Origin of the sequence: Anaeromyxobacter diazotrophicus (assembly GCF_013340205.1) — a bacterium.
Lineage (GTDB): Bacteria > Myxococcota > Myxococcia > Myxococcales > Anaeromyxobacteraceae > Anaeromyxobacter_A > Anaeromyxobacter_A diazotrophicus.
On the sequence record NZ_BJTG01000003.1, the window covers coordinates 482,318 to 505,987 of the forward strand.

Below are 23,670 nucleotides of genomic sequence, written 5' to 3' on the forward strand. Positions count from 1 at the left end.
CCTCCGCGGCCCTTCGCGGGAGGCTTCCATGCCGCACCTCGCCGTCGCAGCCGTCGCACTGTGCTTGCTGGCCGGCCCCGCTCCCGCGCGCGACGGCCGTCCGGACTGGGTCGACGGGGAGAGCCTCGAGTGGCCCCGCCACCGGTACCTGACCGGCGTCGGCTCCGCCGACGACCGCGCCACGGCCGAGGACCGGGGCCGGGCCGAGATCGCGCGCGTCTTCACGGCGCGCGTGCTCTCCACCACCACCAGCTTCGCCTCGGAGTCGACGGCCACCGTCCGGGGCGCCTCCGCCACGGCGGCGCAGGTGGCGGTCAGCGACGACACGCGCACCAGCACGGACAAGGTGCTGGAGGGGGTCGAGATCGCCGCCACCTGGCAGGACCCGGCCACGCGCCGGATCTTCGCGCTGGCGGTGCTGGACCGCCGCAGCGGGGCCGAGCGGCTCCGGGCGCGCCTGGCCGCGCTGGACGCCTCGGCACGGCCGGCGGAGGCGGAGCTGGCGTCGGCCTCCGACCCGGTGGCCGCGGCCATGGCGGGGCTGCGCCTGCGCGCGCTGGCGCGCCGCCGCGAGCCGCTCGCGGCCGACCTGCGCCTGCTCGACCCGGCGCCGGAGGGCGGGGCGGCCCGGTACGCCAGGCTGGACGCGGCCGCGAGCGCCGCGCTGGCGCGGCTGGTGGTGGTGGCGAGCGCCGCGGGCGAGACCGCCCCCGCGCTCGAGGAGGGCGTCACCCAGGGGCTCGCCGCGCTCGGGATGAAGGCCGCCCCGGCGGCGCCCGGGGTCGCGCCGGATCTGGTGGTCGAGGTCGCCGGCGCGCTGGAGGACCTGGGCCACCGCGACGGGTGGGCCTGGTGGACGGCGCACGCGTCGCTCGCGATGCGCGAGGCGAAGAGCGGGCGGGTGCTGGTGCGCTTCGAGGAGAGCGCCCGCGAGGCGGCCACCCTCGACGCGGACGCCCGCCGCCGCGCCGCCCAGAGCGCGGGCGCCCGCGTCGCGGAGCGGCTCCCGGCCGCGCTGCTGGCGTGGGCGGACGCGCCCTGATGGCGCAGCCCAGTTGAAGTTGCGCTTGCGATGGGGGGTGTTTGCGGGGGGAGAGTTCTCCCCCCGCAAGTGAGGCGCCGAAAGGCGCCGGACCTGATCTCACGGCGGGGCGGCGCCGCCGCGATCAACTCAACCGAGCGCCGCCGTGAGCCTGGCGGCGCGGCCCGGTCCGCCGGTCAGAAGCTCGCGCCCAGGCTCAGGTACGGCCACGGCACGACGCCCGCCTTCTCGGGGTCCTTCGCGTCGAAGCCGAGGCCCTTGCCGGCCAGCGCCGAGACGCCGACGCGGAACATGAAGCCGCCGTTCAGCGGCTGGCGGCGGTAGCCGAGGACCGCCGTACCCCACAGCACGTCGCCGGCGCGCGTCGCGAGCATGCCGCCGCCGGTGGCGCTCCCGGAGGCGTGCGTGTAGATGCCGCCCGCGCCGAGCTCGAGGATGTTGTTGCCGGAGCGAAGGCCGAGGTACGTCGCCACCACCGGGACCGAGAACCACCCCACCGACGCGGAGCTGACCGTGCCGCCGGTGCTCGAGGAGAGCCCCGCCGTGAAGGACATGTAGCTGAAGCCGGCGCGCAGGCCGAAGTCGTCCGCGAAGACGCGCTCGATGTTGATCGAGTAGAGCAGCCCGGGGCCGAGGCCCTCGGCGAAGATGGAGTTGGGCGCGCTGCGCTCCTGGGCGGCGGCCGGGGTGCCCTGAGCCAGGGCGAGCGCCGCGAGCGCGGCGAGGGCGAGACGGGACATCCGCATGGTCGTTGCTCCGTAGGGCTGGGGTCAGGGCGCGGATCGCGCTCCGGCGCGCATGAGGGCAGATGCACCACCGGTGCGTCAACGGAGTCGCGCGTGACGCAGCGTGTAGCCGCCGGGCCCCGGCGCAACCCCGCGGCACGACGGGGGTGCGGGCGCCCGCGCTGCGCCGCGGCGCGCACCGCGGCGCACCCGATAGCGCGGCGCGGCTGCGGTCCCGCCCACAGCGGCGGCGCGGGTGGGCCGCGGAGGGCGATCCTCCCGCGCGCTGCGCGCCGGTGGGCTAGGCTACGCGGGCATGGCACGCGCGAACCCCTGGTCCCTCGTCCCGGCCGCCGACTACGAGGCGTGGATGGGGCCCGCCGGCGCGGGCCTCACCGCGCCGCTCTCGGCCCTCTTCGAGAAGGTGTACGCGGCCCGCCAGCCGCGGCGGCTGGCGGTGCTGGGGGTCGCGACCGGCAACGGCCTCGAGCACGTCGACCCGGCCGTCACCCGCGTCGTCGCCGCGGTGGACGTGAACCTCTCCTACCTGGCGGTCGCCCGGCAGCGCTTCATGCGGCTCGGGCCCTCGCTGCAGCTCCTCTGCGCGGACGCCGAGCAGGTGGAGCTCGAGCCGGGCGGCTTCGACCTGGTCCACGCGGCGATGGTGCTCGAGCACCTGGATCCGCGGGCGCTCCTGCCGCGCGCGGCGAGCTGGCTCGCGCCGGGCGGGGCGCTCTCGGTCGTGCTGCGGCTGCCGGGCGGCGACCCGGTGCCGGCGCAGCCCGGCGCGGCGGCGCTGCGGGAGGCGGTCGAGCAGACACGGCTCGTCCCCCCGGAGGAGCTGCGCCAGCTCGCGGCCGCGAGCGGTCTCGCCGAGCGGCGCGCCTTCGTGGTGCCGCTCCCGGGCGGGCGCCGCCTGTTCACGGCGCTCTACGGAAGGTCCGGGGAGGGGCGCCCGTGACGGAGCGCGCCCGCGAGCTCTGGCTGGTGCGGCACGGCGAGACGGAGTGGAGCCGCATCGGCAAGCACACCGGGCGGAGCGACATCCCGCTCACCGCCGAGGGCGAGCGGCAGGCGCGCGCCGTGGGCGCCTACCTCGCCGGCCGCCCCTTCGGGCAGGTGCTGGTGAGCCCGCTGCGCCGCGCCCGCCAGACCTGCGCGCTCGCCGGCTACGAGGCGCTCGCCCGCGTCGTGCCGGACCTGGCGGAGTGGGACTACGGCCCGTACGAACGGCGGCTCAGCAGCGAGGTGCGCGCCGAGATCCCGGGGTGGACCGTCTGGACCCACGGCGTCCCGTCTCCCGGCGAGACCCTCGACCAGGTGGCCGGCCGGGCGCGGCGCGTGCTGGCCGAGGTGGAGGCGGGGGAGGGCGACGCGCTCCTCTTCGCGCACGGCCACCTCCTGCGCGTGCTCGCCGCCTGCTGGGCCGGGCTGCCCCCCGCTGCCGGCGGCGTGCTCGCCCTGGGCCCGGGCAGCGTGTCGGTGCTGGGCTTCGAGACGGAGCGGCGCGTGATCAGGCGGTGGAACCTGGCGCCCTGACCCAGTCGCCCTGGCCCTGGGATTCACTCCCGTCCGAGCGCAGAGCGGGTCCGAGCGGGGCGGCGGGGTGGCCCTCCGGCGTCGGCTCCGGACGACCTGCCGGGAGGGATCCGGCGGCCGGCTCGGAAACGCTCGGCGGCTTGCACCGCAACGTGCCGCGCCGCAGAGGCGCTCGCGGGGCGCGCGCCGGCGCGGCACCGGCGGTGCAGCGCCCAGTTCATCGGGCGGGGAGCTCCCGCAGGTCGACCTCCGCTCCTTCGGAGGACCACCCCGCCGCCACCCGGCGAACGGCGCCGGCGAGGCGTCGCCCCGCGGCCGCGGCGCCCTTCGCAAGATCGGCTCACGATCCGGTACCTCGCCGGCCCGGCGTAGGCGTCGGCGTCGCGCCAGCGGTTTGCGCGCTCTCGCCGCACGCCCCAGAAGTGCTTCCGCCAGCGGCGGTGGGTGGAGCGCTCCGGTCCGTATTCTTCCGGAACCGGTCCATGTGCTCCCTCCCGAAGACCTGCTCCGCGTGCAGCGAATTGTGAGTGCGGCACACCAGTCTCAGGTTGTCGGCGGTGCTGCGCCCGCCGAGCGCCACCGGGTGGATGTGGTCGAGCTCCAGCATCCAGGTGCTCCCGCAGCGGCGGCCGTCCGGTGAGCACCAGGCGCAGCGCCCGCCGTCCCGCCGCCAGACCTCGCGGCGCACCGCGGCCGGGATGGGCTCGCGCTCACCGGGGGCCGGGGCTGGAGCCTTCTCCGCCGGCTCGGGGCTCTTCCGATTCCGGGAAGGCGCGACCGCGCCGGGGCGCTTGCCGTGCTTCTCCAGCGCCCGTCGCGCAGAGGTTCCGCGAGCCCGTGGAGCCGGCGCAGCACGCGCATGGCGGCGATGCGCCGGCCGGCGGCTCCCTCGCTGAGGTGGAGGGTGCGGAGGCACCACTCCCACAACGACGGGTACCCGGCCTCGGCCCAGGCCCGGCGCTGGTCGAAGACGTCAAGGTGGAGGAGGAACTCGACCTGCGCCTGGCGCTCGTGGCCGGCCAGCTCGGCCAGGCGGTGGACGAGGGAGGCGTTGTCGAGGGAAGCGGGAGCGGCGTCGAGCATGAGACCTCCGGTGCGTGTTGTCTGACGGTAACACGCACTTTTCGAGCCTCCGGGGGGCCCCTGGCCCCCACGCCCGCGCCTCTTCAGAAGGGGGCCGCCGACTTCGCCTTCGGCTGCGCCGAGCGCCTCGCAGCCGCCAAGCATGGCGCGCTGGCGCGTGGTTCCGAAGAGGCGTGAGCGCGCGAGCGCTCTTGGCTGCGAAGGCAGTCAAGCGCGAACCGCGCTCACCGTTGGGGCGTGCGCCGCGGGCGCAACGTCATTCACGATCGGCGAATACACGTAAGCCGGGCACGCGCCGCCGCCGCGAACGCGCGGCTCCGCCTCGCGTGCGCCGCCCGCAGGCCAACGCCGCTCGGCGTCGCGCCACCGGCCGCCCACCTGCCGCGCGCCGTCGCTGCCGAAGCCGCCGGCCCGCCGCCAAGACCGCCCGCGGCTGCTGGGCCGCATGCCCTCGAAGATGTGAGTCATGATGAGGGAAGCACGGCAGGCGCCGCGGAGCGGTCCCACCCTCCCGGCAGCGGAAGGCCCCGCGCCGGCGGCGAAGGGTCCGAGCCCAGGGCGCACATGGACCAGTTCCGGAAGGGCGCGGACCGGAGCGCTCCACCAACTATCGCCAGCGGAAGCACTTCTGGGGCGTGAGCGCCGGGCACTGCGGTACCGGATCGTGAGTCGATGTGCGGCCGGCGCCGCGGCTGGAATGCGACGCCTCGCCGGCGCCGGCCGGCCGACGCGTGGCCAGCGGCGCGGCCCGCGCCCTCAGCTCTCCGCGGCCCCGACCACTCCCGTCGTCGCGACCCGCAGGTCCTCGTGCGTCACGCGGCCGAGCAGGCGGAGGAGGCCGTCGCCGATGGTGATGGGGTGAGGGGGGCAGCCGGGGATGAAGAGATCGACCGGCACGCCGGGGATGGCGCCCGCGACGCCGTCGTTCACGACCGGGCTGCCGGCGAAGGGTCCCCCGGAGATGGCGCAGGCGCCGACCGCGATGACGAGCTTGGGGGCGGGCGTCGCCTCGTAGGTCTTGCGGAGCGCGGTGAGCATGTTCTCCGTCACCGGGCCGGTGACGACCAGGCCGTCGGCGTGGCGCGGCGACGCCACGAACTGGACGCCGAAGCGCGACAGGTCGAACTGGATGTTGCCGGTGGCGTTGAGCTCCGCCTCGCAGCCGTTGCAGCCGCCGGCCGAGACCTGCCGCAGGCGCAGCGAGCGCCCGAAGAGCGCGCGCATCCGCGCGTCGAGGGCGCGGGCGAGCTTCGCCTCGTCCCCGGCGACGACGAGCTCCTCGCGCGTCCGCGTCGCCAGGCGGAAGTCGCGGGTGAACGTGAGCGCGCCCTCGGAGCAGGCCTCGGCGCACGCGCCGCAGAAGAGGCAGCGGCCGAGGTCGAGCGCCATCTCCGGCGTCCCGGGCGCGGTGACGGCGGCGGTCGCGCAGGCCTCGAGGCAGGCGGCGCAGCCGGCGGTGCAGCGCGCCGGGTCGAGGACGGGCCGCCCGCGGAAGCGCTCGGGGAAGCGCGCCGGCCCGTCCGGCCACGCCACCGTCTGGCGGCCGAGGCGCAGCCGCGCCTTGAGGATCTCGATCACAGGTCGTGCCCCGCGTAGGAGAGGTTGAAGCTCTTGTTGCAGAGCGGGAAGTCGCTCACCTGCTCGCCGCGCAGCGCCTGGGCGAGCCCCATCCAGTTGTGGAACGAGGGGTCCTTCACCTTGTAGCGCCCGAGCCGGCCCTGGTCGTCCGTCAGCGCGACGTGGGCGATCTCGCCGCGCCAGCCCTCGACCATCGAGACGGCCAGCCGCCCCGGAGGGAGCGCCGGGAGCGCGGCGCGCACCGGGCCCTCCGGGAGGCCGCGCAGGTGATCGAGCACGAAGCCGGCGCTCCGGTCGATCTCGAGCCACCGCACCCAGGCCCGGGCGAAGACGTCGCCCGACTCGCCGGTCGCGACCGGCAGGTGGGTGAAGCGGTAGAGGCCGAACGGGTGGTCCCGCCGGACGTCGCGCGAGGCGCCCGAGGCGCGCGCCGCCGGGCCCACCAGCCCGAGCGCGTCGCACAGCTCGCGCGAGACGACGCCGGTGCCGTCGGTGCGGTTGCGGGCCGAGGGCGAGCGGAAGAGGAGCGCCACCGACTCGCGCACCCGCGCGAAGGCGTTCGCCAGCTTGTCGGCGAGCCGCGCCGCGTCGCCGGCGGACAGGTCCACCCGCACGCCGCCGGGGACGAGCAGGCCGCGGCCGAAGCGGTTCCCGCACAGCTCGGCGGTGGCGTTGAGGAACTCGGCCCGCAGCGCGCCGCAGCCGGCGGCGGTGGGCTGGAACCCGACGTCGCCGGCGATGGCGCCCAAATCGCCCACGTGGTTCGCGAGCCGCTCCAGCTCGAGCGCGATCCCGCGCAGGTAGGAGCCGCGCGGCGGGGCCTCGACGCCCGCCAGCGCCTCCATCGCGCGGCAGAAGGCGAGCCCGTGGCCGATGGAGGTGTCGCCGGCGAGGCTCTCCGCCAGGCGCAGCGCGCGCGGCAGGCTCGCCCCCTCCAGCAGCCGCTCCGCGCCGCGGTGCTGGTAGCCGAGGCTGATCTCGAGGTGGAGCACCTGCTCGCCGTGGCACTGGAAGCGGAAGTGGCCGGGCTCGATGATCCCGGCGTGCACCGGGCCGACCGCCACCTCGTGGATCTCCTCGCCCTCGACCCGGAAGAACGGGTAGTCGCCCGGGATGTCGGGGAAGGGCTCGCTGCGGCCGAAGGCGTCCCGCACCGGCATCCGGGCGTGCTCGAACCGCAGCGGCTTCAGCCAGGGGTGGCCCTCCGGGACCACGCCGTACTGCTCGGCCAGCTCGCGCTCGAAGGCCTGCAGCGCGGGGAACTCGTCCGACAGCGAGGGCCAGCGGGCGCCGACCACGGTGGAGAGGAGCCCGAGCCGGCTCTCGCGGTCGTCCGCGAGGACCGCCGTGACCAGCACCCGGTTCTCCTCGTGGCGCCGGCCGAAGAGCGCCGAGACGCGGCCGCCGGCCGCGATGGCCTGGCACAGCCCGTCCTGGAAGCGGTCCACCGGGACGAGCGGGACCTCGCGCGCCTCCACCGCCTCGCCGTTCCACGTCTCGAGCAGGCCGGACACGCTAACCCCCCACCCGCGCCGCGGCGGCGTCGAAGAGGCTCGCCAGCTCCCGCGGCAGGAAGAGCCCGAGCAGGAGCACCACCGCCATCAGGAAGAGCGGCGGCCCGGCGGTGAGCCAGCTGTCGCCGTGCGCCTTCACCTCCGGCGCGCCGGCCGGGTCGCCCAGCACCACCTTCAGCACGGTGGCGCCCATCCCCACGAAGATGATGGAGAGGAAGGCGAGGTAGAGCGCGCCCACCACCCAGCGGCCGCCGCCCAGCGCGCCGTTCAGGATGGAGAACTCGGAGAAGAACGGGCCGAACGGCGGCGAGCCGGTGACGGCCAGGAACCCGGCCAGGAAGAGCGGGCCCGAGACCGGCAGGCGCCGCGCCGCGCCCCGCACGTCGTCGACGCGCTTCGAGCCGTAGGAGCGGTGGAGGTTGCCGGCGGTGAGGAACAGGACGCCCTTGGTGAGCCCGTTGTTGACGGTGTGGAACATGGCGCCGGAGGCGGCCGCCCCGCCCAGCCCGAGCCCCAGGGTGAGGATGCCCATGTGCTCGACCGACGAGTAGGCCAGCATGCGCTTGAAGTCGCGCTGGCCGATCATGAACACCGCCGCGAGCGCCATCGAGAGGAGCCCGATGCCCACCAGCGCGTCGCGCGCGAAGGGCGCCTCGCCGGCCGCGGAGCACACCTGCAGCACGCGGGCGAGCGCGACGAACCCGACGCTCGTCACGCCGCCGGAGAGGAGCGCGCCCAGGACGCCGGGCGCCTCGCCGTAGGCGTCGGGCTTCCAGGAGTGGAGGGGCGCGAGGCCCATCTTCGTGCCGTAGCCGACCAGCAGGAACACGAAGCCGGCCCGGACCCAGGGCGACGAGAGCGCGGCGCCGGCGCGGGTGAGGTCGCCGAGGAGCAGCGAGCGCGGCCCCCCCGGGCCGGCGCCGGCCAGCGCCAGGAAGAAGGTGCCGAGCAGCGCCAGCGCGATGCCGAGCGAGCAGACGAGGAGGTACTTCCAGGCCGCCTCGAGCGAGCGCGCGGTCTTGTCGAAGTAGATGAGCGGCGCGGTGGAGAGGGTGGTGAGCTCGATGGCCACCCAGAGCAGGCCGAGGTGCTGCGACAGGGTCACCACCGTCATGGCGGAGAGCAGGACGAGCAGCCCGCCCACGAAGACGCGGTTGTCGCGGTCGGGGCGGCGCTTCAGGTAGCCCTGCGCGTAGACGGCGCAGACGCAGAAGAGCGCGCTCGTCATGGGCAGGACGATCCGCGCCAGCGGGTCGAGCTCGAGCCAGCCGCCGAGCGCCGGGCCCGGCCGCGTCACCCAGAGGACGGCGACGCCGCCGAGGTGGAGGACCGCCCCCGCCAGCAGCGCGAGCGGCCGGCGCGCCTGCGAGGGTCCGGCGAAGGCGACCGCCGCGAGCGCGAGCGGGGCGAGGATGACGAAGAACATCGGCGGTCAATCCTTCAACGCGGAGAGCTTCTCCGTGTCGAGCGACGAGAACTCGCGGTTGATGTGGAACATGACGATCCCCATCACGAACACCGCCGCGAAGAGGTCGAGCAGCACGCCGGCCTCGACCATGGTCGGCATGAAGTCCGAGAGGAGCAGGCCGAAGACGAACACGCCGTTCTCCAGCACCAGGAACCCGATCACCTGGGAGACCGCCTTGCGCCGCGACACGACGAGCAGGAGGCCGGTCCACACCGTGGAGAGCGCGGTGGGCACGATGAAGTCGTGCTTCTCGGGGGTGGGCAGCGGCATGGCGCTCGAGAAGGCGAAGGCGAGCGCGACCCCCAGGCCGCCCAGGATGAGCGACGGGATGAACCCGACGATGGGCTCCACCTCGCGGCGGATGGCGGCCTCGCGGATGGCCCACAGGAGCAGCCACGGGATGACGACGCCCTTCACCACCAGCGCGCCGACGGAGAGGGCGAGGACGTGGCCGAGCTCGGCGGCGTGCGAGGCGAGGAGCAGCGGCAGGACCGCCAGCAGCGCGCCCTGGGCGGCGGCGGCGCGGATGACGGCCTTGAGGCGGCTCGACGCGAGCAGGAAGAAGTCGAGGACCACCACCAGGATGAACACCATCTCGGTCCAGGCGGACATGGAGGTCACCGGAGCAGGAGGACGAGGCCGAAGGCGGAGAGGACGGACGCGCCCACCAGGAGTTGCGGCACCCGCACCAGCCGCAGCCGCGCCATGATCGACTCGATGACCCCGACCAGCGCCGCGAACCCCGCCAGCCCGGCCAGGAACATCGCCAGCCCGGCCAGGCCCTCGACCGGGAAGCCGAGGACGAGCCGGACGAAGAGCGCGCCGAACAGGAACAGCTTGAGCGACGCGCCGTAGAGGATGAGCGCGAGGTCCGGCCCGGAGTGGTCGAGCACCATGACCTCGTGGATCATGGTGAGCTCGAGGTGGGTGTTGGGGTCGTCCACCGGGATGCGCGCGTTCTCGGCCAGCGCCACCACGAAGAGCGCGATGGCGGTGAGCAGGAGCGCCGGGGCGGCGCGCCCCCAGGCGAGCGGGAGGGCCGGGCCGAACATCCCGCCCAGCGAGAGCGACCCGGTGGCGCGCGCCAGGGTCATGAGGCAGAGGAAGAGGGCGGGCTCCGCCAGGCTGGAGAAGGTCACCTCGCGCGCGGCGCCCATGCCCTCGAAGGACGAGCCGGTGTCGAGCGCGGCGAGCACGGTGAAGAAGCGCGCCAGCCCGAGCAGGTAGGCGAAGAGGACGAAGTCGCCCGCGAACCCGATCGCGGCCGGCGCGCCGCCGAAGGGGGTGAGCAGGCCGGCGGTGGCCACCGCGGCGAGGCCCACCACCGGGCCGGCGCGGAACACCCAGGTCGTGGTGCGGCTGTAGACGGCGCCCTTGCGCAGCAGCCGCGCCAGGTCGGCGTAGAGCTGCCACGGCGGCGGCCCCTCGCGCCCGGCGAAGCGCGACTTCACGCGGTTCACGATCCCGAGCAGGAGCGGCGGGAGGGCGAGGAAGGCCGCCAGGTAGGCGAGGGCGAGGAGCATCGTCACGGGCTTTACCACCAGAGGAAGCGCCAGGCGAGGAGGGCGAGGAGGGTGAGGCCGACGAGCAGCGCCTGCCCCTGCACCTGGCCGCGGTGGAGGCGCCGCACGCGCTCCGCGCCCCAGCTCGCGCTCGCGAGCAGGGGCAGGAGCGCGACGTCGAGGACGGTGTCGGGGACGTGCGAGCTGAAGGTGGCGCGCCGCGGGAAGGGGCCGCGCGGCGGCTCGACGCGGGCGCGGGGGAAGAACGCCCAGCCGAAGCGCAGGGTCAGCATCTCGGCGAAGGAGGAGCCGGTGTACTGCATCCGCGCGGTGGGCCGGGTGTAGCCGCAGCCCCACGTCTCGGCCGCCGGCGCCCCGCGCGCGCGCCGCCGCCGCCAGGCGGCGAGGAGCCCGGCCGCCGCGAGGAGCACGGCGGCGCAGCCGGTGAGGGCGCTCGCGGAGTCCACCGCGGACCGCGCCGCCCCGGCGGCGAGGCCGGCCGCCGGGGGCGCCCAGGCCGAGGCCGCCCGGCGCAGCGCCGGCAGGAGCAGCCCGGGGAAGAGGCCGATGAGCACGCAGCAGGCGGCGAGCCCCGCCATGGGGGCGAGCATCGCCCGCGCCGCCTCGTGCGCGCGCGCGCCCTGGTCCGAGCGCGGCGTCCCCAGGAAGACCGTCCCGAACACCTTCGCGAAGCAGGCCGCCGCGAGGCCGCCCACCAGGGCCAGCGCCGGCGCCGCCAGCGCGGCCCACGCCGCCAGCGACGGGGCCGACAGCGCCCGCAGCGCCCCGAGGTAGACGAGCCACTCGGAGACGAAGCCGTTGAGCGGCGGGAGCGCGCTGATGGCGACCGCGCCGAGCAGGAACAGCGCCGCGGTGAGCGGCATCGCGCGCGCCAGGCCCCCCAGCCGGTCGAGCTCGCGCGTCCCGCAGGCGTGGTCGACCGCGCCGGCGCCGAGGAAGAGCAGCGCCTTGAAGAGCGCGTGGTTCACGACGTGGAGCGCGCCGCCGGCGAAGCCGAGCAGGACCAGGGCGGGATCGCCCACGGCGCGGCCCACCAGCGCGAGCCCGATCCCCATGGCGATGATGCCGACGTTCTCCACCGAGTGGTAGGCGAGCAGGCGCTTCAGGTCGTGCTGCGCCAGCGCGAAGGCGACCCCCAGCACCGCCGAGGCGGCGCCCACCGCGAGGAGCGCGAGCCCCCAGCCGAGCGGCGGGGCGGCGAAGAAGCCGGTCACGCGCAAGATCCCGTAGAGGCCGGTCTTGAGCAGGACGCCCGAGAGGAGCGCCGAGACGTGGCTGGGCGCGGCGGCGTGCGCGCCGGGGAGCCAGAAGTGGAGCGGCATGAGCCCGGCCTTGAGGCCGAACCCGAGCAGCGCCAGCGCGAACACCCCCCAGGTCGCGGGCAGGCCCGCGCCGGCCATGCGCGCGAAGTCGAAGGAGCCGGCCGCGCTCCCGAGCAGCGCGAAGAGCGCGAAGAGCGCCAGGGTGCCGACGTGGGTCGCGGCCAGGTAGACGAAGCCCGCGCGCTGCACCTCCGGCTTCTCCTGCTCGGTGAGCACGAGCAGGAAGCCGCACAGCGCCATCACCTCCCAGGCGGCGAGGAACAGCATCGCGTTGGCCGCCAGCACCACCAGCGCCATCGCGCCGGTGACGAGCCCGTAGAACCCCTGCAGCCGGAGCGCCTGCGCGCCGCGGCGCGCCTGCGCGAAGTAGGCGAGGCCGTAGACCGAGCCCGCCGCCGGGATCCCGAACACGGGCAGGAGGAAGACCGCGCCCAGCGCGTCCAGGCGCACCGCGAGCGCGCCGCCCGGGACGCTCCAGCGGGCGTGCAGCCCGGCCGGCGCCGCGCCGCCGAGCGCCAGGGCGGCGCCGGCGATCCCGAGCGCCGCCCCGGCCACGAGCACCGCGCAGGCGGCGCGCTGGGCGAGGGCGGGCGCGCGCCGCAGCGCGAGCGCGGCACCTCCGGAGCAGGACGCCAGCACGAGACCCGCGAGGACGAGGGCGAGGCTCACGCGGCCGCTCTCATGGCGCTCGCAGGACGAGCAGCGCGGCGAAGGCGAGGAGGGTCGCGACCGTGTAGACGAGCTGGAGGTTGAGCCGCTGGGCCTGGTAGCGGCGCAGGCGGCTGGCGCGGTCGCCGAAGGCGCGGAAGAGCGGGTCGAAGAGCCGCGTGCGCGCCGGGTCGCGCGCCTCGAACCGCGCCGAGGCGCGGGCGGGCAGGACGCCCTTCGGCGGCACGACGCGGCCTCGCGGCTGCAGGAGGCGCGGGGCGAGGCCCGACAGGAAGAGCTGCCCGAACGAGGCGCCGGTGTACTGCACCCGCGGGCTCGGGCGGGTGAAGCCGCAGCCCCAGGTCTCGCTGGCGGCGACGGGCCGGCCCCGGCGCGCGCGCCGCGCGAAGAGCGCGAGGGCACCGGCCACGAGGAGCAGCGCGGCGAAGCCCAGCCGGACCGGCACCGCCAGCGCGTGCACCGCCGGCGCGAGGTGGGCGGCCGCCCGCGCCCCGCCCACCTGCGCCAGGGCGGGCGCGGCGAGCCGGAGCGCGAGGTCCGGAAAGAGCCCGAGCGCGGCGCAGAGCGCCGCCAGCGCGGCGAGCGGCGCCCACAGCCCGCGCGAGGGCTCGTGGGCCGCCGCGGCCTCCGGGCTGCGCGGCTCGCCGAGGAGCGCGATCCCGCCCAGGCGCGCGAAGGCGAGCGCCGCGACCCCGCCCACGAACGCGAGCGTCGCCACCGCCACCCAGGCCACGATCGACGCGCCGCCGGGCGCGGTGGCGGCCGTCCGCAGGAGGCCGAGGTAGACGAGCCACTCGGAGGAGAAGCCGTTGAGCGGCGGGAGCGCTGCCAGCGCCGCCAGCCCGAGGAGGAACAGGCTCGCCGTGCGCGGCAGGCGGGCGAGGAGCCCGCCCATGCGCTCGAGGTCGCGGCCGTGCGCGGCGTGCGCCACCGCCCCCGCGCCCATGAAGGCGAGGCCCTTCATGAAGGCGTGGTTCCAGACGTGGAGGAGCGCCCCCGCCCAGGCGAGCGCCGCCACCGCGGGCTCGCCGCGCGCGCCGGCCGCCACCGCCAGCCCGACGCCGAGCGCGATGATCCCGACGTTCTCCACGCTCGAGTAGGCGAGGACCCGCTTCACGTCGCGCTGGCCGAGCGCGAGCGTGATGGCGGCGAGCGCTCCGGCGAGCCCGACGCCGCCCAGCACCAGCCCGAACCCGGCCGGCGCGGGGGCGAGCCACAGGAGCGCGCGGAGGATCCCGTAGACGCCGGTCTTGATCATGACGCCGGAGAGGAGCGCCGAGATGTGGCTCGGGGCGGCGGGGTGCGCCTCGGGCAGCCAGACGTGGAGCGGGACGAGGCCGGCCTTGGTGCCGAAGCCCACCACCGCCAGCGCGAAGAGGAGGGCGGCCGGGACGGCCGGACCGGCGCCGCGCGCCGCCGCGAACGCCTCGAAGTCGAACGACCCCGCCTGGCGCCCGAGCAGCACGAAGAGCGCGAAGAGGAAGGCGGTGCCGAGGTGCGAGGCGACGAGGTAGACGAGCCCGGCGCCGCGCACCTCCGCGTCCTCGTGCTCGAAGACGACCAGCAGGAACGAGGCGGCCGCCATCACCTCCCACGCCACCAGGAACAGCACCGCCTGGCGCGCCGAGAAGACGAGCGCCATCGCGGCGAGGAGCAGATTCTGGAAGAAGAGGAAGCCCGGCAGCCCGCGCCGCCCGAGGTGCGGCCGCATGTAGGCGTGGCCGAAGATCGCGGCGGGGATGGCCAGCGCGAAGAGCGCCACCTCGAAGAAGGCGGAGAGCGGGTCGAGCCCCACGCGGAAGGCGGCGAGCGGCGCGGTCCAGGGCAGGGTGAAGAGCTGCTCGCCGCCGCCGGCGAGCGCGGCCAGGGCGGCCGCCAGGCCGAGCGCGCTGCCCGCCACCGCGCTGGCGGTGCCGGCGCGCAGCGCGAGCGCCGGCCAGCGCCCGAGCGCGAGCGCGGCGAGGCCGCCCAGGAGGAGCAGGGCGAGCGCGGCGAGGTGGAGGGTCACGTGGGCTCCTCGGCGGGGCCGGCGCGCCGCTGCGCGAGGGCGGCCTCGACCCGGTCGAACGCCTCGAGCAGCGCGGGCTCGCCGGCGCGGGAGGCGACGAGCTCCGCCACCGCCGGGTCGCGCAGCGCCGCCGCGAGCACGGCCAGGAGGTGCAGGTGGACCCGCATCGAGCGGGAGACGAGCGTGAAGAGGGTGTGCACGGGGGCGCCGTCGAGCGCGTCGTAGGCGATGGGCTGCGCCAGGTACGACACCGCCACCATCGGCGCCGGCACCCGCAGCAGGATGGGGTTGCGCGGGTGCGGGATGGCGACGCCGTGGCCGAGCCCGGTGGAGCCGAGGTGCTCGCGCGCGAGCAACATCTGGTGGAGGAAGCCGCGGTCGACGGCCGGCGGCAGCCGCAGCGCGTCCACCACCGCGCGCAGCACCGAGGCCTTGTCGGTCCCCGGGACGGCGTGCTGGACGCCGCCCGCGCGCACCGCCTCCGAGAGGCGGGGCAGCGCCGGGCCGCCCTCGTCCGGCTCGGCCAGCATCTCGGGGGGCACCGCCAGGCCGCGCGCCGCGGCGAACTCGAGCAGGTCGAAGCGGTCGAGCTGCCACTGCTCGTGGACGCGCCGGGCGGAGATCTCGCCCCGGCGGATCCACCGCGTCAGCGTGGCGTCGTCCACGCCCAGGAACTTGGCTGCGGAGCGGAGGTCGAGCTGCGTCATCGCGATGGGCGGGGCCTGAGGGGGCCGCACCGCCCGTGTCGCCGCACACTACTCGTCCGGGGATCGTGGCGCAAGAACGCGCCGCGCCGTCAGCCGCCGCGCGGCGGTCCGCCGGCCACCTCGCCCGGCGCGGCCTGCGCGGCGCGCAGCTCGGCGAGCTCGACCGCCTCGCCCACCGCGCGCAGCCGCGGCTGCTCCGGGGTCCCGAAGTTCCCCACCAGCGCCGGGCCGGACGCCACCCCGACGCGGACGGCGAGGCGGGGCGCCGCGCGCGCCGCCTCCAGGTCCCGCGCCAGCTCGGCGAGCGCGGCGCCGCAGCGCGCGGCGCTGGCGGGCGCGCCGTCGTCGCGGGCGACCAGCCCGAAGACCGCCAGCAGCCCGCCGCCGAGCCGCTCCTCGACGGCGGCGCCCGCGGCGCGGGCGGCGGCCGCGAGCGCGGCCTGCAGCGCCAGCACGCGCGCGGTCACCTCCGCCGCCGGCAGCGCCGCCGCGGCCGCGTCGAGCCCGCCCAGCGCGACCACCACCGCGCCGGCCTGCTCGCGCAGCACCGGCTCGAGCGGATCGCGCTCGGCGACGTCGGCGCGCAGCAGCGCCGCCGCGGCCGCCTCGTCGAGGTGCTGCAGGAGGAGCTGGCGGAGCTCGTCGCCCGCGCGCGTCCGCTCGGCGATGCGCATCCGCTCCACCGCCAGCGCGGCCTGGAACCCGACCTGGGTGGCGAGCTCGAGGTCGTCGGCGTTGAACGCGTCGGCGAGGCCGCGCTCGAGCAGGAGCACGCCCAGGATCCGGTTGTCCGCCCAGATCGGCGCGCAGATGCACGACCGCATGCCCTGGGCGATGATCGACTGGCTCTGGGCGAACCGGAGGTCCTGCTGGGCGTCCAGGGTGAGGATGCCGGCCCGGCTGCGCAGGGTGGCCTCGATCAAGGTCGCGGAGCGGCGCGGCGGGGCCTCGGCGGGCTGCGCCGCGACCGAGGTGAGCTCGCCGCGCTCGTCCATGAGCAGCACGCTCGAGCTCTCGGCGCCGGTGGCGGCGGAGAGGACGTGCAGGAGCCGCTCCAGGGCCTCCGCCAGCGTGGCCGCGCCGAGCTGCGCCCGGCCGATCTCGTTCAGCACGCCGATCTGGCGGCGGGCCACCCCGGTCGTGCCGCCGCCGCGCACGGTGTCGCGGCGCGGCGTGCCCTCGTCCGGGGCCACCGCCTCGGCGATGGAGGTGGCGGCGGCCGGCGGTCCAGCCGGCGGGAGCGGGGCGACGCCGGCCTCGGCCGAGAGGTCGGCGATGTAGCGGATGATGGTGCGCTGGTCGGAGAGGATGCCGGGCGGCGGGGCCGGCTCGGCGCGGGCCCGCAGCTCGGTCGAGGTCCGCCCGAAGCGCAGCCGCGCGCCGGGCTGGATGGGCGCCTCGTGCACGCGCTGCTCGTCGACGAAGGTGCCGTTGCGGCTGTCGAGGTCGACCACCCACAGCTGCTCGCCGCGGCGCTCGAACAGCGCGTGCATGCTCGAGATCCAGGGGTCGGCCACCTGGACGTGGCACTCCGGAGAGCGCCCCAGGACCGTGGGGACGTCGGGCAGGAAGAAGACGGTCCCGCCGCAGATGCCGTTCACCACGAAGAGCTCGGCCAAGGGTCCTCGCTAGGAGACGATGGCCGCCGATGATAGCCTAACCTCGAGCCGAGCGCCGAGATGCCGACCTGTCCGACCTGCCGGAGGGCATGCGAGGAGGGCGCCACCGCGTGCCCGGTGGACGCGACCCCGCTCGTCCCGGATCCGCTCCTCGGGCAGATCCTCGGAGAGCGCTATCGCCTGCTCGCGGTCCTCGGCGAGGGCGGCATGGGGACCGTCTACCGCGCCGAGCACGTCGTGCTGCGCAAGCGCATGGCGGTGAAGGTGCTCCGGCCGGAGCTGTCGGCGGACCAGGACCTGGTGCGCCGCTTCCAGCAGGAGGCGGTCGCCGCCAGCGCCATCGGGCAGGAGAACATCGTCGACGTCACGGACTTCGGGCGCACCGCCCAGGGCGCGCTCTACTTCGTGATGGAGGAGCTGGAGGGGCAGGGCCTCTCGGTCCTGCTCGCCGCCGGCCCGCCGCCCCTGGAGCGGGCGCTGCTCATCCTGGCGCAGGTCTGCCGCGCCCTCGCCGCCGCGCACGGCCGCGGCATCGTCCACCGCGACCTCAAGCCGGACAACGTGATCGTGGTCCGGCGCGAGGACGGGACGGACTTCGTGAAGGTGGTGGACTTCGGGATCTCGAAGAACGGCGCCGGCCCCGAGCCCGGGCGGCTCACCACCCGCGCCGGCTTCATCATGGGCACCCCGGAGTACATGGCGCCCGAGCAGGGCGCCTCGGCCACCGTCGACCACCGCGCCGACATCTACGCCTTCGGCGTGCTCGCCTACGAGCTCTTGACCGGCCGGCTCCCGCTCCGCGGCGAGACCGCCATCGCCACCCTGCTCGAGCACCAGACCAAGGTGCCGGAGGCGCCCAGCCAGCTCCGCCCCGGGCTGCCCCCGGCGCTCGACGCGCTCGTGATGAAGGCGCTCGAGAAGCGGCCCGAGCAGCGCCAGCAGAGCATGTTCGAGGTCGCCGCCGAGCTCACCCCGGTGCTCGCCGGGCTGGGGTTGCCGCCCGTGTACGAGCGCGCCCCCACGCCGGCGCCGCGCTTCGCCCCGGGATCGGGCCTGACCCAGCGCTTCGAGTCGCTGGCCGGGCCGGGGTCCGCCCTGTCCCGCTCGACCGGTCGCGGCGCGACCCTGGCGCTGGAGGAGGGGCAGACCGCGGGGTCCCGGCGCGGCCGCGGCCGGCGCGCGCGCTACGGCGCCGCCCTCGTCCTGGCCGTGGCCGCGATCGCCGTCCTGGTCGCCCTGCGCCGCGCTCCGGCCCCGGACGCCGCGGCGGCGCGCGCGCCCGGGGAGCGCGCCGCGGCCGCGCGGGGCGAGCCCACCCCGGCGCCGCCTGCGCCCGCGCCCGACCTCCCCTCACAGACACTCACCGTCACCCCCGCCCCATCCCGGGCGGAGCAGCGGATCTCGCCGCCGGCGCGCGGCCGAGCGCTTGGCGGGCGGCCTGCGAGCGGCGACAATCGCGGCCGCAAGCTCGACGATCTGAAACCGGACCCCTTCTGACGCGCGCGGGGGCGCGCGACGCTGGGATGCATGCGCGCCCTCCTCGCCGCCCTCCTCCTCGCCGCCGCCGCGCCCGCCGCCGGGCAGGACCCGCTCGCCGCGGCCGGCGAGGCGACGGCCCAGGCGAAGGCGCACTTCCGGCGCGGGACCGAGCTCTACCGCGCGGCCCGCTACCGGCCCGCCATCGCCGAGTTCGAGGCCGCCTGGCGGCTCCGGCCGCACGGCGCGATCCAGTACAACCTCGGGCAGTGCCACGAGCGCCTGGGCGAGCTCGGCCCGGCGCTCGCCGCCTACCGCGCCTACCTGAAGGCGGCGCCCGAGGCCCAGGACCGCCGGGCGGTCGAGGCGCTCATGGCGGCGCTGGCGGCGCGGCTCGGCGCCCGCGGGGTGCAGCAGCTCTTCGTGGAGAGCGCGCCGCCCGGCGCCGAGGTGAGCGTCGACGCGCTGCCGCGCGGGCCGACGCCGCTCGCGGCCGAGCTGCCGCTGGGCGCGCACCGGCTCCTGCTGGAGAAGCCCGGCTTCGCCCCGCTCCGGCGCGAGGTGGTGCTCGCGCCCGACCGCACGCTCGAGCTCTCGCTGCCGCTCGCGCCCGAGGCGCCGCTCGCGCGCCGCGCGCCCGACCTCGCTCCGGCCGCCGCGGCCGCCCCGCTCTCCGCCGGCGCCGGGCTGGCCGCGCCGCCCGAGGTGAAGGTCAGCGCCGGCGGCGCACGCCGCTACACCTGGGTCGCGGCCGGCGTCGCCGGCGCGGCGCTCGTGGCCGGGATCGCGTACGGGCTCGCGGCGCGGAGCGCGAGCGCCGAGCTCCGCTCCAGCGAGCACACCGGGGCGACCGCCCAGCAGCTCGCCGCCGACGCCGCCGCGCGCGCCCGCAACGCCAACGTCCTCTACGGCGTCGCGGCGGCGGCGGGCGCGGCCGGGGTGACGCTGTTCTTCCTGGAGGGCACCTTCTGATGCGCGCCGCCGCGCTCCCGCTCGCCCTGGCGCTCTGCGCCTGCCAGGTCGCCACCGAGGGCGCGCCGTGCTCGTCGGCGGCGAGCTGCCCGTCCGGCCAGAGGTGCGGGGCGGACGGGCGCTGCAGCGCGAGCGCGGCCTCGTGCCCACCCCCCGGCCTCGCCTTCCACGTCGATCCGGTCGCCGGTTCGGACCTCGCGCAGGTGCCGGAGCCGACCGGCGCGCTCGCGCCCGCCGCCTGCCGCTTCCGCGCGCTCGGCCCCGCCCTCCTCGCCGCCGCCCAGGCGGCCGGCCCCGGCGGCGCGGCGGTGACGGTGCAGGTCCACGGCGGGACGGCCTCCGGCCCGGCGGTCTTCACCGAGCTGTTGCCGCCCATCGCGGCCGGCGTGTCGCTCTCGGGCGGGGACGGGCCGGACGGCGCCTACGTGCTGCAGCCCCCGAGCCCCATCGTGCTCGTGCCGGGCGCCAGCCTCTCGGGCTTCGTGCTCCGCCCCGGGGCGGACCGGATCGACGGGGTGGTGGTGGCCTGCGCCGGGGCCTCGGCGCTCGCCGCCGTGGTCCACGACGTCCGGGTCGAGGGCGCGGCGCCCGGGGGCGCGCCGCCGAGCTTCTCGGCCGGCGTGCGCTCCACCGGCGCGTGCTCGGTCACCGTGAAGGACGCGACCTTCGACGGGGTCGCGGTGGCCGTCCAGGCGAGGGCGGGCGGGACGCTGCTCGTGGACGGCTGCACCATCGTCCGCGGCGGCCGGGGCGTCTGGCTCGACGGCTCGGTGCCGCTCACCGCGACGATCCGCGACACCACCATCGAGCAGGGGAGCGACACCGGGCTCCAGGTCGACCAGGCCACCCGCGCCACGCTCACGCTCGCCGGGAACACCATCGACCGCAACTGCGCCATCCGCCAGCGCTCGGGGCGGCGCGGCGGCGGGGTGGTGTTCCTGGGGGGGACGCCTGGCCAGCTCGCCTTCACCGGCAACCGCGTCTACGGCAACGGCTACGACCAGGTGCTGGTCGATCCGGCCGGCGCCGAGGAGCAGGACGCGCTCCAGCTCGTCGGCGCCGCCGACGCCGCGCGCTGCGCGACCGAGGCCAACCAGCTCGACTGCTATGACCCGCTGCACGGGGGCATGGGCGTGGCGTGGGCGGGGGGGCAGGGCGGTGTCCACGTCGCGGCGCAGGGGAACTCCTGGGCGGCGGGCCCGCCCGCGCAGGGCGCGGACTACGGCGCCGGCGTCGACGCCGGCGCGGCCGGCGGCTGGTACTGCCCGGCCGCGGTCCTGCCCTGCCCGCAGCCGCCGGTCGCCTGCCCGTGACCCAGGGCGCTCACAGGTTGAGCCGCTTCATCGCCTCGGCCGGATAGCGCGTGCCGGCGAAGGCGCCGCGGGGCGCGGCCGCCTCGATCCGGCGCAGGTCCTCGGCGCCGAGCGTCAGATCGGCGGCGGCGGCGTTCTCCTCCAGGTACTTGCGCCGCTTCGTGCCCGGGATGGGCACCACGTCCTCCCCCCGCGAGAGCACCCAGGCCAGCGCGAGCTGGGAGGGCGTCACCCGCTTCTCCGCCGCGAGCTCGCGGACCCGGTCCACCAGCGCCAGGTTCCGCTGGAAGTTCTCGCCCTGGAAGCGCGGGTTCGAGCGGCGGAAGTCGCCCTCGGCCAGGTCCTCCGGGCGGCGGATCTGGCCGGACAGGAAGCCGCGGCCGAGCGGGCTGTAGGCGACGAAGCCGATCCCGAGCTCGCGCACGGTGGGGAGGATCTCGTCCTCGACGTCGCGGCTCCACAGCGAGTACTCGGTCTGGAGCGCGCTCACCGGGTGCACGGCGTGCGCGCGGCGGAGCGTGGCGGGCGCAGCCTCGGAGAGGCCGAGGAAGCGCACCTTCCCCGCCTTCACCAGCTCCGCCATGGCGCCGACCGTCTCCTCGATGGGGACGGTCGGGTCGACGCGGTGCTGGTAGTAGAGGTCCACGTGGTCGACGCCGAGCCGCGCGAGGGACGCGTCGCACGCCCGCCGGACATACTCGGGCCGGCCGTTGATGCCCACCCACGACCCGTCGGCGCGGCGCTCGTTCCCGAACTTGGTGGCGAGCACCGCCTGGTCGCGCCGCCCGCGCAGGGCGCGCCCGACCAGCTCCTCGTTCTTGAACGGACCGTACATGTCGGCCGTGTCGAGCAGGGTGACCCCGAGCTCGAGCGCCCGGTGCAGGGTCGCGATCGACTCCGCCTCGTCGCCCGGCCCGTAGAACTCGCTCATCCCCATGCAGCCGAGCCCCACCGCCGAGACGGTGAGCCCCTGCCGGCCCAGCTTGCGCGTTCGCATGGACCTGGACCTATCCGGCCCGTCACAGCGCCGCACGGCGCGGTCGCATGGCCGCGCCCGCGATGACGAGCAGCAGGATGGCGCCGATGAGGCTGCCCAGGAACCCGGCGCCGTGCAGCTCCTGCACCGAGCCGCCGCCGAGCGCGGTGGCCACCAGGCCGCCGACGAGCGAGCCCGCCACCCCGAGCAGCGTCGTCATGACGAAGCCCATGTGCTGCCGGCCCGGCACCAGCGCGCGCGCCAGGAGGCCGATGATGAAGCCGAAGACGATCCAGGCGATGATCCCCATGTCGTGCTCCCCCTTTCCAGCCGCAAGGTACGTCCCCGCCGCCCTCGCCGCCCGCCCGGCCGGAGGCTCCGCCGGCGTCCGCACGCTTTACCGGGCGCGACCCGTTCGCTAGAACGGCGCGGTGACCTCGCTCCTCGCCGCGCTGGCGCTGGCCGCCGCTCCGCCCGCCTGGCGGGTGGAGGTCGCCACCCTGGGCGGTCTCTCCGGGCGGGGCGCGGGCGCCGTCAAGATCTCCTCCGCGGGCGAGGTGGAGGTGGTGGCGCCGTCGGGGCAGCGCTGCCGGAGCCAGCTCGCTCCGGCCGAGCTCGCCCGGCTGGCGCGCGCGGTCCGGCGCGCCCGCCCCGCGCGCTGGCGGCCCCGGTACTACCTGCCCGACAACCCCACCGGCTGCTGCGACCAGACGGCGACCACGCTGGCGCTGCTCCACGGGCCGCGCGCCGCCCCGCGCGCGGTGACCGGCTGGTACGACGAGAGCCGGCAGCTCGTGCCGGCCGACGCCCTGGCGTTGCACGACGCCGCCCTGGACGTCGCGGCCTCGCAACCAGGTTGTTTCTCCCGCTGAGCGTCGACCCGTGGTAAACGTTCGCGCCCTGCTCCAACCGGGGCCTCTCTCCAACTGTCGCTGCGCCTGCTCCGCCGGCCCCCTACAAGGAGGGGCCGTGACTCCCCCGGTGGTGATCCCCGCATGACACACAAGAGCAAGCTCTGGCTGCTGGTCGTCGTCGCCCTGCTGGTGGTGGTGGCAGCCATCGTGGCCATCAAGGCCACCCAGATCACCGGCATGATCAAGGCCGGCAAGTCGTTCGTGCCGCCGCCCGAGTCGGTCACCTCCGCCACCGTCGAGGCGTCGCGCTGGGAGGCGTCGCGCGAGGCGGTGGGCACCCTGGTGGCGGTGCGCGGCGTCACGGTCGGGGCCGAGCTGCCCGGGGTCATCCGGGAGATCGGCTTCGACTCCGGCGCGTCGGTGAAGCGCGGCGCCATGCTGGTGAAGCTCGACACCGCCACCGAGGAGGCGCAGCTCGCGGCGGCGCGCGCCGACGCGGCCCTGGCCAAGGCCACCCTGCAGCGCGCGCGGCAGCTGCGCGCCGGCGGCGCCAACACCCCCGCCGATCTGGACGCGGCCGAGGCGCGCGCCCAGCAGACGGCCGCGACGGTGACCGGCCTCGAGACCACCATCGCGAAGAAGACCATCCGGGCGCCGTTCGACGGGCGCGTCGCCATCCGCCAGGTCGAGCTCGGCCAGGTGGTGTCGGCCGGGGCGCCCATCGCCGCGATGCACTCGGTCTCGCCCATCTACGCCGAGTTCGCGCTGCCGCAGCAGGCGCTGGCCGACCTCACGGTGGGCCAGCGCACCCGCCTGCGCACCGACGCCTTCCCGCGCGCGCAGTGGGAGGGGCAGGTGACGACGGTGAACCCCGAGGTGGACCCCGCCACCCGCAACGTGCGGGTCCGCGCCACCTTCCCCAACGCCGACGGGCGGCTCCGCCCCGGCATGTTCGTCAACGTGGAGCTCCTGTCCGGGCAGAGCCGGCCGGTGCTCCTCGTGCCCGCCACCGCGGTGCTCTTCGCGCCGTACGGCGACTCGGTCTTCCTGCTGGAGGAGAAGAATGACGCGGCCGGCAAGGCCGGGCTCGTGGCGCGCCAGGCCTTCGTGCGGCTGGGCGAGCGCCGGGGCGACTTCGTGGCGGTGACCGAGGGGCTCTCGGCCGGGCAGCGCGTCGTGAGCAGCGGCGCGTTCAAGCTGCGCAACGGCGCGGCGGTGGTGGTCAACGAGGCGCTGGCGCCGGCGGCCGAGCTGGCCCCGCGGGCCAAAGAGGAGTGAAGGG

At 76.6% G+C, this 23,670-nt stretch carries 22 protein-coding genes; 9 read left to right on the forward strand and 13 right to left on the reverse strand.

Annotated features, from left to right (window positions below; translation table 11 throughout):
* Positions 1–28 precede the first annotated feature (28 nt).
* Positions 29–1,042, forward strand: a complete 1,014-nt coding sequence (locus HWY08_RS08165; protein WP_176064352.1) for an LPP20 family lipoprotein — start codon at positions 29–31, stop codon at positions 1,040–1,042.
* Positions 1,043–1,218: 176 nt separating this feature from the next.
* On the opposite strand, the gene HWY08_RS08170 is transcribed toward HWY08_RS08165, so the two are convergent.
* Positions 1,219–1,788 carry a hypothetical protein gene (locus tag HWY08_RS08170; protein WP_176064353.1) on the reverse strand — a complete coding sequence of 190 codons (570 nt, stop codon included), beginning with the start codon at positions 1,786–1,788 and terminating at the stop codon, positions 1,219–1,221.
* A gap of 295 nt (positions 1,789–2,083) precedes the next feature.
* On the opposite strand from HWY08_RS08170, the gene HWY08_RS08175 reads away from it, so the two are divergent.
* Together HWY08_RS08175 and HWY08_RS08180 are read left to right on the forward strand one after the other, a co-directional pair.
* Positions 2,084–2,728 carry a class I SAM-dependent methyltransferase gene (locus HWY08_RS08175; protein WP_176064354.1) on the forward strand — a complete coding sequence of 215 codons (645 nt, stop codon included), beginning with the start codon at positions 2,084–2,086 and terminating at the stop codon, positions 2,726–2,728.
* Positions 2,725–3,306 (forward strand): histidine phosphatase family protein, encoded by a 582-nt coding sequence (locus tag HWY08_RS08180; protein WP_176064355.1) that lies wholly within the window; start codon positions 2,725–2,727, stop codon positions 3,304–3,306. Before HWY08_RS08175 ends, HWY08_RS08180 begins: the two co-directional genes overlap by 4 nt.
* A gap of 340 nt (positions 3,307–3,646) precedes the next feature.
* On the opposite strand, the gene HWY08_RS22175 is transcribed toward HWY08_RS08180, so the two are convergent.
* Entirely contained in the window at positions 3,647–3,913 is a 267-nt protein-coding gene (locus HWY08_RS22175; RefSeq protein ID WP_371869309.1) for an HNH endonuclease, read from the reverse strand.
* 230 nt (positions 3,914–4,143) lie between these two features.
* Between HWY08_RS22175 and HWY08_RS22180 the strand changes: the two genes are divergently transcribed.
* Positions 4,144–4,566, forward strand: a complete 423-nt coding sequence (locus HWY08_RS22180; RefSeq protein ID WP_371869310.1) for a hypothetical protein — start codon at positions 4,144–4,146, stop codon at positions 4,564–4,566.
* A gap of 579 nt (positions 4,567–5,145) precedes the next feature.
* Here HWY08_RS22180 and HWY08_RS08190 read toward each other — a convergent pair.
* From HWY08_RS08190 to HWY08_RS08230, 9 genes are all read right to left on the reverse strand, one after another.
* Positions 5,146–5,967, reverse strand: a complete 822-nt coding sequence (locus HWY08_RS08190; protein WP_176064356.1) for an NADH-quinone oxidoreductase subunit B family protein — start codon at positions 5,965–5,967, stop codon at positions 5,146–5,148.
* Positions 5,964–7,481, reverse strand: a complete 1,518-nt coding sequence (locus tag HWY08_RS08195) for a hydrogenase large subunit (RefSeq protein WP_176064357.1) — start codon at positions 7,479–7,481, stop codon at positions 5,964–5,966. Before HWY08_RS08195 ends, HWY08_RS08190 begins: the two co-directional genes overlap by 4 nt.
* A gap of 1 nt (position 7,482) precedes the next feature.
* Positions 7,483–8,907 carry a proton-conducting transporter transmembrane domain-containing protein gene (locus HWY08_RS08200; protein ID WP_176064358.1) on the reverse strand — a complete coding sequence of 475 codons (1,425 nt, stop codon included), beginning with the start codon at positions 8,905–8,907 and terminating at the stop codon, positions 7,483–7,485.
* Positions 8,908–8,913: 6 nt separating this feature from the next.
* A complete protein-coding gene (locus HWY08_RS08205; RefSeq protein ID WP_176064359.1) occupies positions 8,914–9,561 on the reverse strand; it encodes an NADH-quinone oxidoreductase subunit K in 648 nt (215 codons plus the stop codon).
* 5 nt (positions 9,562–9,566) lie between these two features.
* Positions 9,567–10,472: a respiratory chain complex I subunit 1 family protein gene (locus HWY08_RS08210; protein ID WP_176064479.1), complete on the reverse strand. Its 906-nt coding sequence runs from the start codon at positions 10,470–10,472 to the stop codon at positions 9,567–9,569.
* An 11-nt stretch (positions 10,473–10,483) separates the two neighbouring features.
* Positions 10,484–12,463: a proton-conducting transporter transmembrane domain-containing protein gene (locus HWY08_RS08215; RefSeq protein WP_176064360.1), complete on the reverse strand. Its 1,980-nt coding sequence runs from the start codon at positions 12,461–12,463 to the stop codon at positions 10,484–10,486.
* A 10-nt stretch (positions 12,464–12,473) separates the two neighbouring features.
* A complete protein-coding gene (locus tag HWY08_RS08220) occupies positions 12,474–14,471 on the reverse strand; it encodes a proton-conducting transporter transmembrane domain-containing protein (RefSeq protein ID WP_176064361.1) in 1,998 nt (665 codons plus the stop codon).
* Positions 14,468–15,178 (reverse strand): PTS sugar transporter subunit IIA, encoded by a 711-nt coding sequence (locus tag HWY08_RS08225; RefSeq protein WP_176064362.1) that lies wholly within the window; start codon positions 15,176–15,178, stop codon positions 14,468–14,470. The genes HWY08_RS08220 and HWY08_RS08225 overlap by 4 nt, the downstream gene beginning before the upstream one ends.
* 89 nt (positions 15,179–15,267) lie before the next feature.
* Positions 15,268–16,797 carry an FHA domain-containing protein gene (locus HWY08_RS08230; protein WP_176064363.1) on the reverse strand — a complete coding sequence of 510 codons (1,530 nt, stop codon included), beginning with the start codon at positions 16,795–16,797 and terminating at the stop codon, positions 15,268–15,270.
* A gap of 60 nt (positions 16,798–16,857) precedes the next feature.
* On the opposite strand from HWY08_RS08230, the gene HWY08_RS21845 reads away from it, so the two are divergent.
* The 3 genes from HWY08_RS21845 to HWY08_RS08245 are packed head-to-tail and all read left to right on the forward strand — an operon-like array spanning position 16,858 to position 20,558.
* Positions 16,858–18,294, forward strand: coding sequence for a serine/threonine-protein kinase (locus HWY08_RS21845; RefSeq protein ID WP_176064364.1), 1,437 nt, complete (start codon positions 16,858–16,860; stop codon positions 18,292–18,294).
* A 30-nt stretch (positions 18,295–18,324) separates the two neighbouring features.
* Positions 18,325–19,245, forward strand: coding sequence for a PEGA domain-containing protein (locus HWY08_RS08240; protein WP_176064365.1), 921 nt, complete (start codon positions 18,325–18,327; stop codon positions 19,243–19,245).
* Entirely contained in the window at positions 19,245–20,558 is a 1,314-nt protein-coding gene (locus HWY08_RS08245) for a right-handed parallel beta-helix repeat-containing protein (RefSeq protein WP_176064366.1), read from the forward strand. The genes HWY08_RS08240 and HWY08_RS08245 overlap by 1 nt, the downstream gene beginning before the upstream one ends.
* A gap of 10 nt (positions 20,559–20,568) precedes the next feature.
* On the opposite strand, the gene HWY08_RS08250 is transcribed toward HWY08_RS08245, so the two are convergent.
* Together HWY08_RS08250 and HWY08_RS08255 are read right to left on the reverse strand one after the other, a co-directional pair.
* Positions 20,569–21,555: an aldo/keto reductase gene (locus HWY08_RS08250; protein ID WP_176064367.1), complete on the reverse strand. Its 987-nt coding sequence runs from the start codon at positions 21,553–21,555 to the stop codon at positions 20,569–20,571.
* A 22-nt stretch (positions 21,556–21,577) separates the two neighbouring features.
* Complete coding sequence (locus HWY08_RS08255) at positions 21,578–21,844, reverse strand: GlsB/YeaQ/YmgE family stress response membrane protein (protein WP_176064368.1); 267 nt, start codon at positions 21,842–21,844, stop codon at positions 21,578–21,580.
* A 121-nt stretch (positions 21,845–21,965) separates the two neighbouring features.
* On the opposite strand from HWY08_RS08255, the gene HWY08_RS08260 reads away from it, so the two are divergent.
* Together HWY08_RS08260 and HWY08_RS08265 are read left to right on the forward strand one after the other, a co-directional pair.
* Complete coding sequence (locus HWY08_RS08260; RefSeq protein WP_176064369.1) at positions 21,966–22,406, forward strand: hypothetical protein; 441 nt, start codon at positions 21,966–21,968, stop codon at positions 22,404–22,406.
* Between the two features lie 123 nt (positions 22,407–22,529).
* On the forward strand, positions 22,530–23,666 hold the full coding sequence (locus HWY08_RS08265; RefSeq protein ID WP_176064370.1) for an efflux RND transporter periplasmic adaptor subunit: 1,137 nt from the start codon (positions 22,530–22,532) through the stop codon (positions 23,664–23,666).
* Positions 23,667–23,670 lie beyond the last annotated feature (4 nt).

Coding starts and splice junctions, on each gene's coding strand:
- HWY08_RS08165 (WP_176064352.1), top strand. CDS start 29: ATGCCGCACCTCGCCGTCGCAGCCGTCGCACTGTGCTTGCTGGCCGGC.
- HWY08_RS08170 (WP_176064353.1), bottom strand. CDS start 1,788: ATGCGGATGTCCCGTCTCGCCCTCGCCGCGCTCGCGGCGCTCGCCCTG.
- HWY08_RS08175 (WP_176064354.1), top strand. CDS start 2,084: ATGGCACGCGCGAACCCCTGGTCCCTCGTCCCGGCCGCCGACTACGAG.
- HWY08_RS22175 (WP_371869309.1), bottom strand. CDS start 3,913: ATGCTGGAGCTCGACCACATCCACCCGGTGGCGCTCGGCGGGCGCAGC.
- HWY08_RS08200 (WP_176064358.1), bottom strand. CDS start 8,907: ATGTTCTTCGTCATCCTCGCCCCGCTCGCGCTCGCGGCGGTCGCCTTC.
- HWY08_RS08205 (WP_176064359.1), bottom strand. CDS start 9,561: ATGTCCGCCTGGACCGAGATGGTGTTCATCCTGGTGGTGGTCCTCGAC.
- HWY08_RS08210 (WP_176064479.1), bottom strand. CDS start 10,472: ATGCTCCTCGCCCTCGCCTACCTGGCGGCCTTCCTCGCCCTCCCGCCG.
- HWY08_RS08225 (WP_176064362.1), bottom strand. CDS start 15,178: ATGACGCAGCTCGACCTCCGCTCCGCAGCCAAGTTCCTGGGCGTGGAC.
- HWY08_RS21845 (WP_176064364.1), top strand. CDS start 16,858: ATGCCGACCTGTCCGACCTGCCGGAGGGCATGCGAGGAGGGCGCCACC.
- HWY08_RS08240 (WP_176064365.1), top strand. CDS start 18,325: ATGCGCGCCCTCCTCGCCGCCCTCCTCCTCGCCGCCGCCGCGCCCGCC.
- HWY08_RS08245 (WP_176064366.1), top strand. CDS start 19,245: ATGCGCGCCGCCGCGCTCCCGCTCGCCCTGGCGCTCTGCGCCTGCCAG.
- HWY08_RS08250 (WP_176064367.1), bottom strand. CDS start 21,555: ATGCGAACGCGCAAGCTGGGCCGGCAGGGGCTCACCGTCTCGGCGGTG.
- HWY08_RS08255 (WP_176064368.1), bottom strand. CDS start 21,844: ATGGGGATCATCGCCTGGATCGTCTTCGGCTTCATCATCGGCCTCCTG.
- HWY08_RS08265 (WP_176064370.1), top strand. CDS start 22,530: ATGACACACAAGAGCAAGCTCTGGCTGCTGGTCGTCGTCGCCCTGCTG.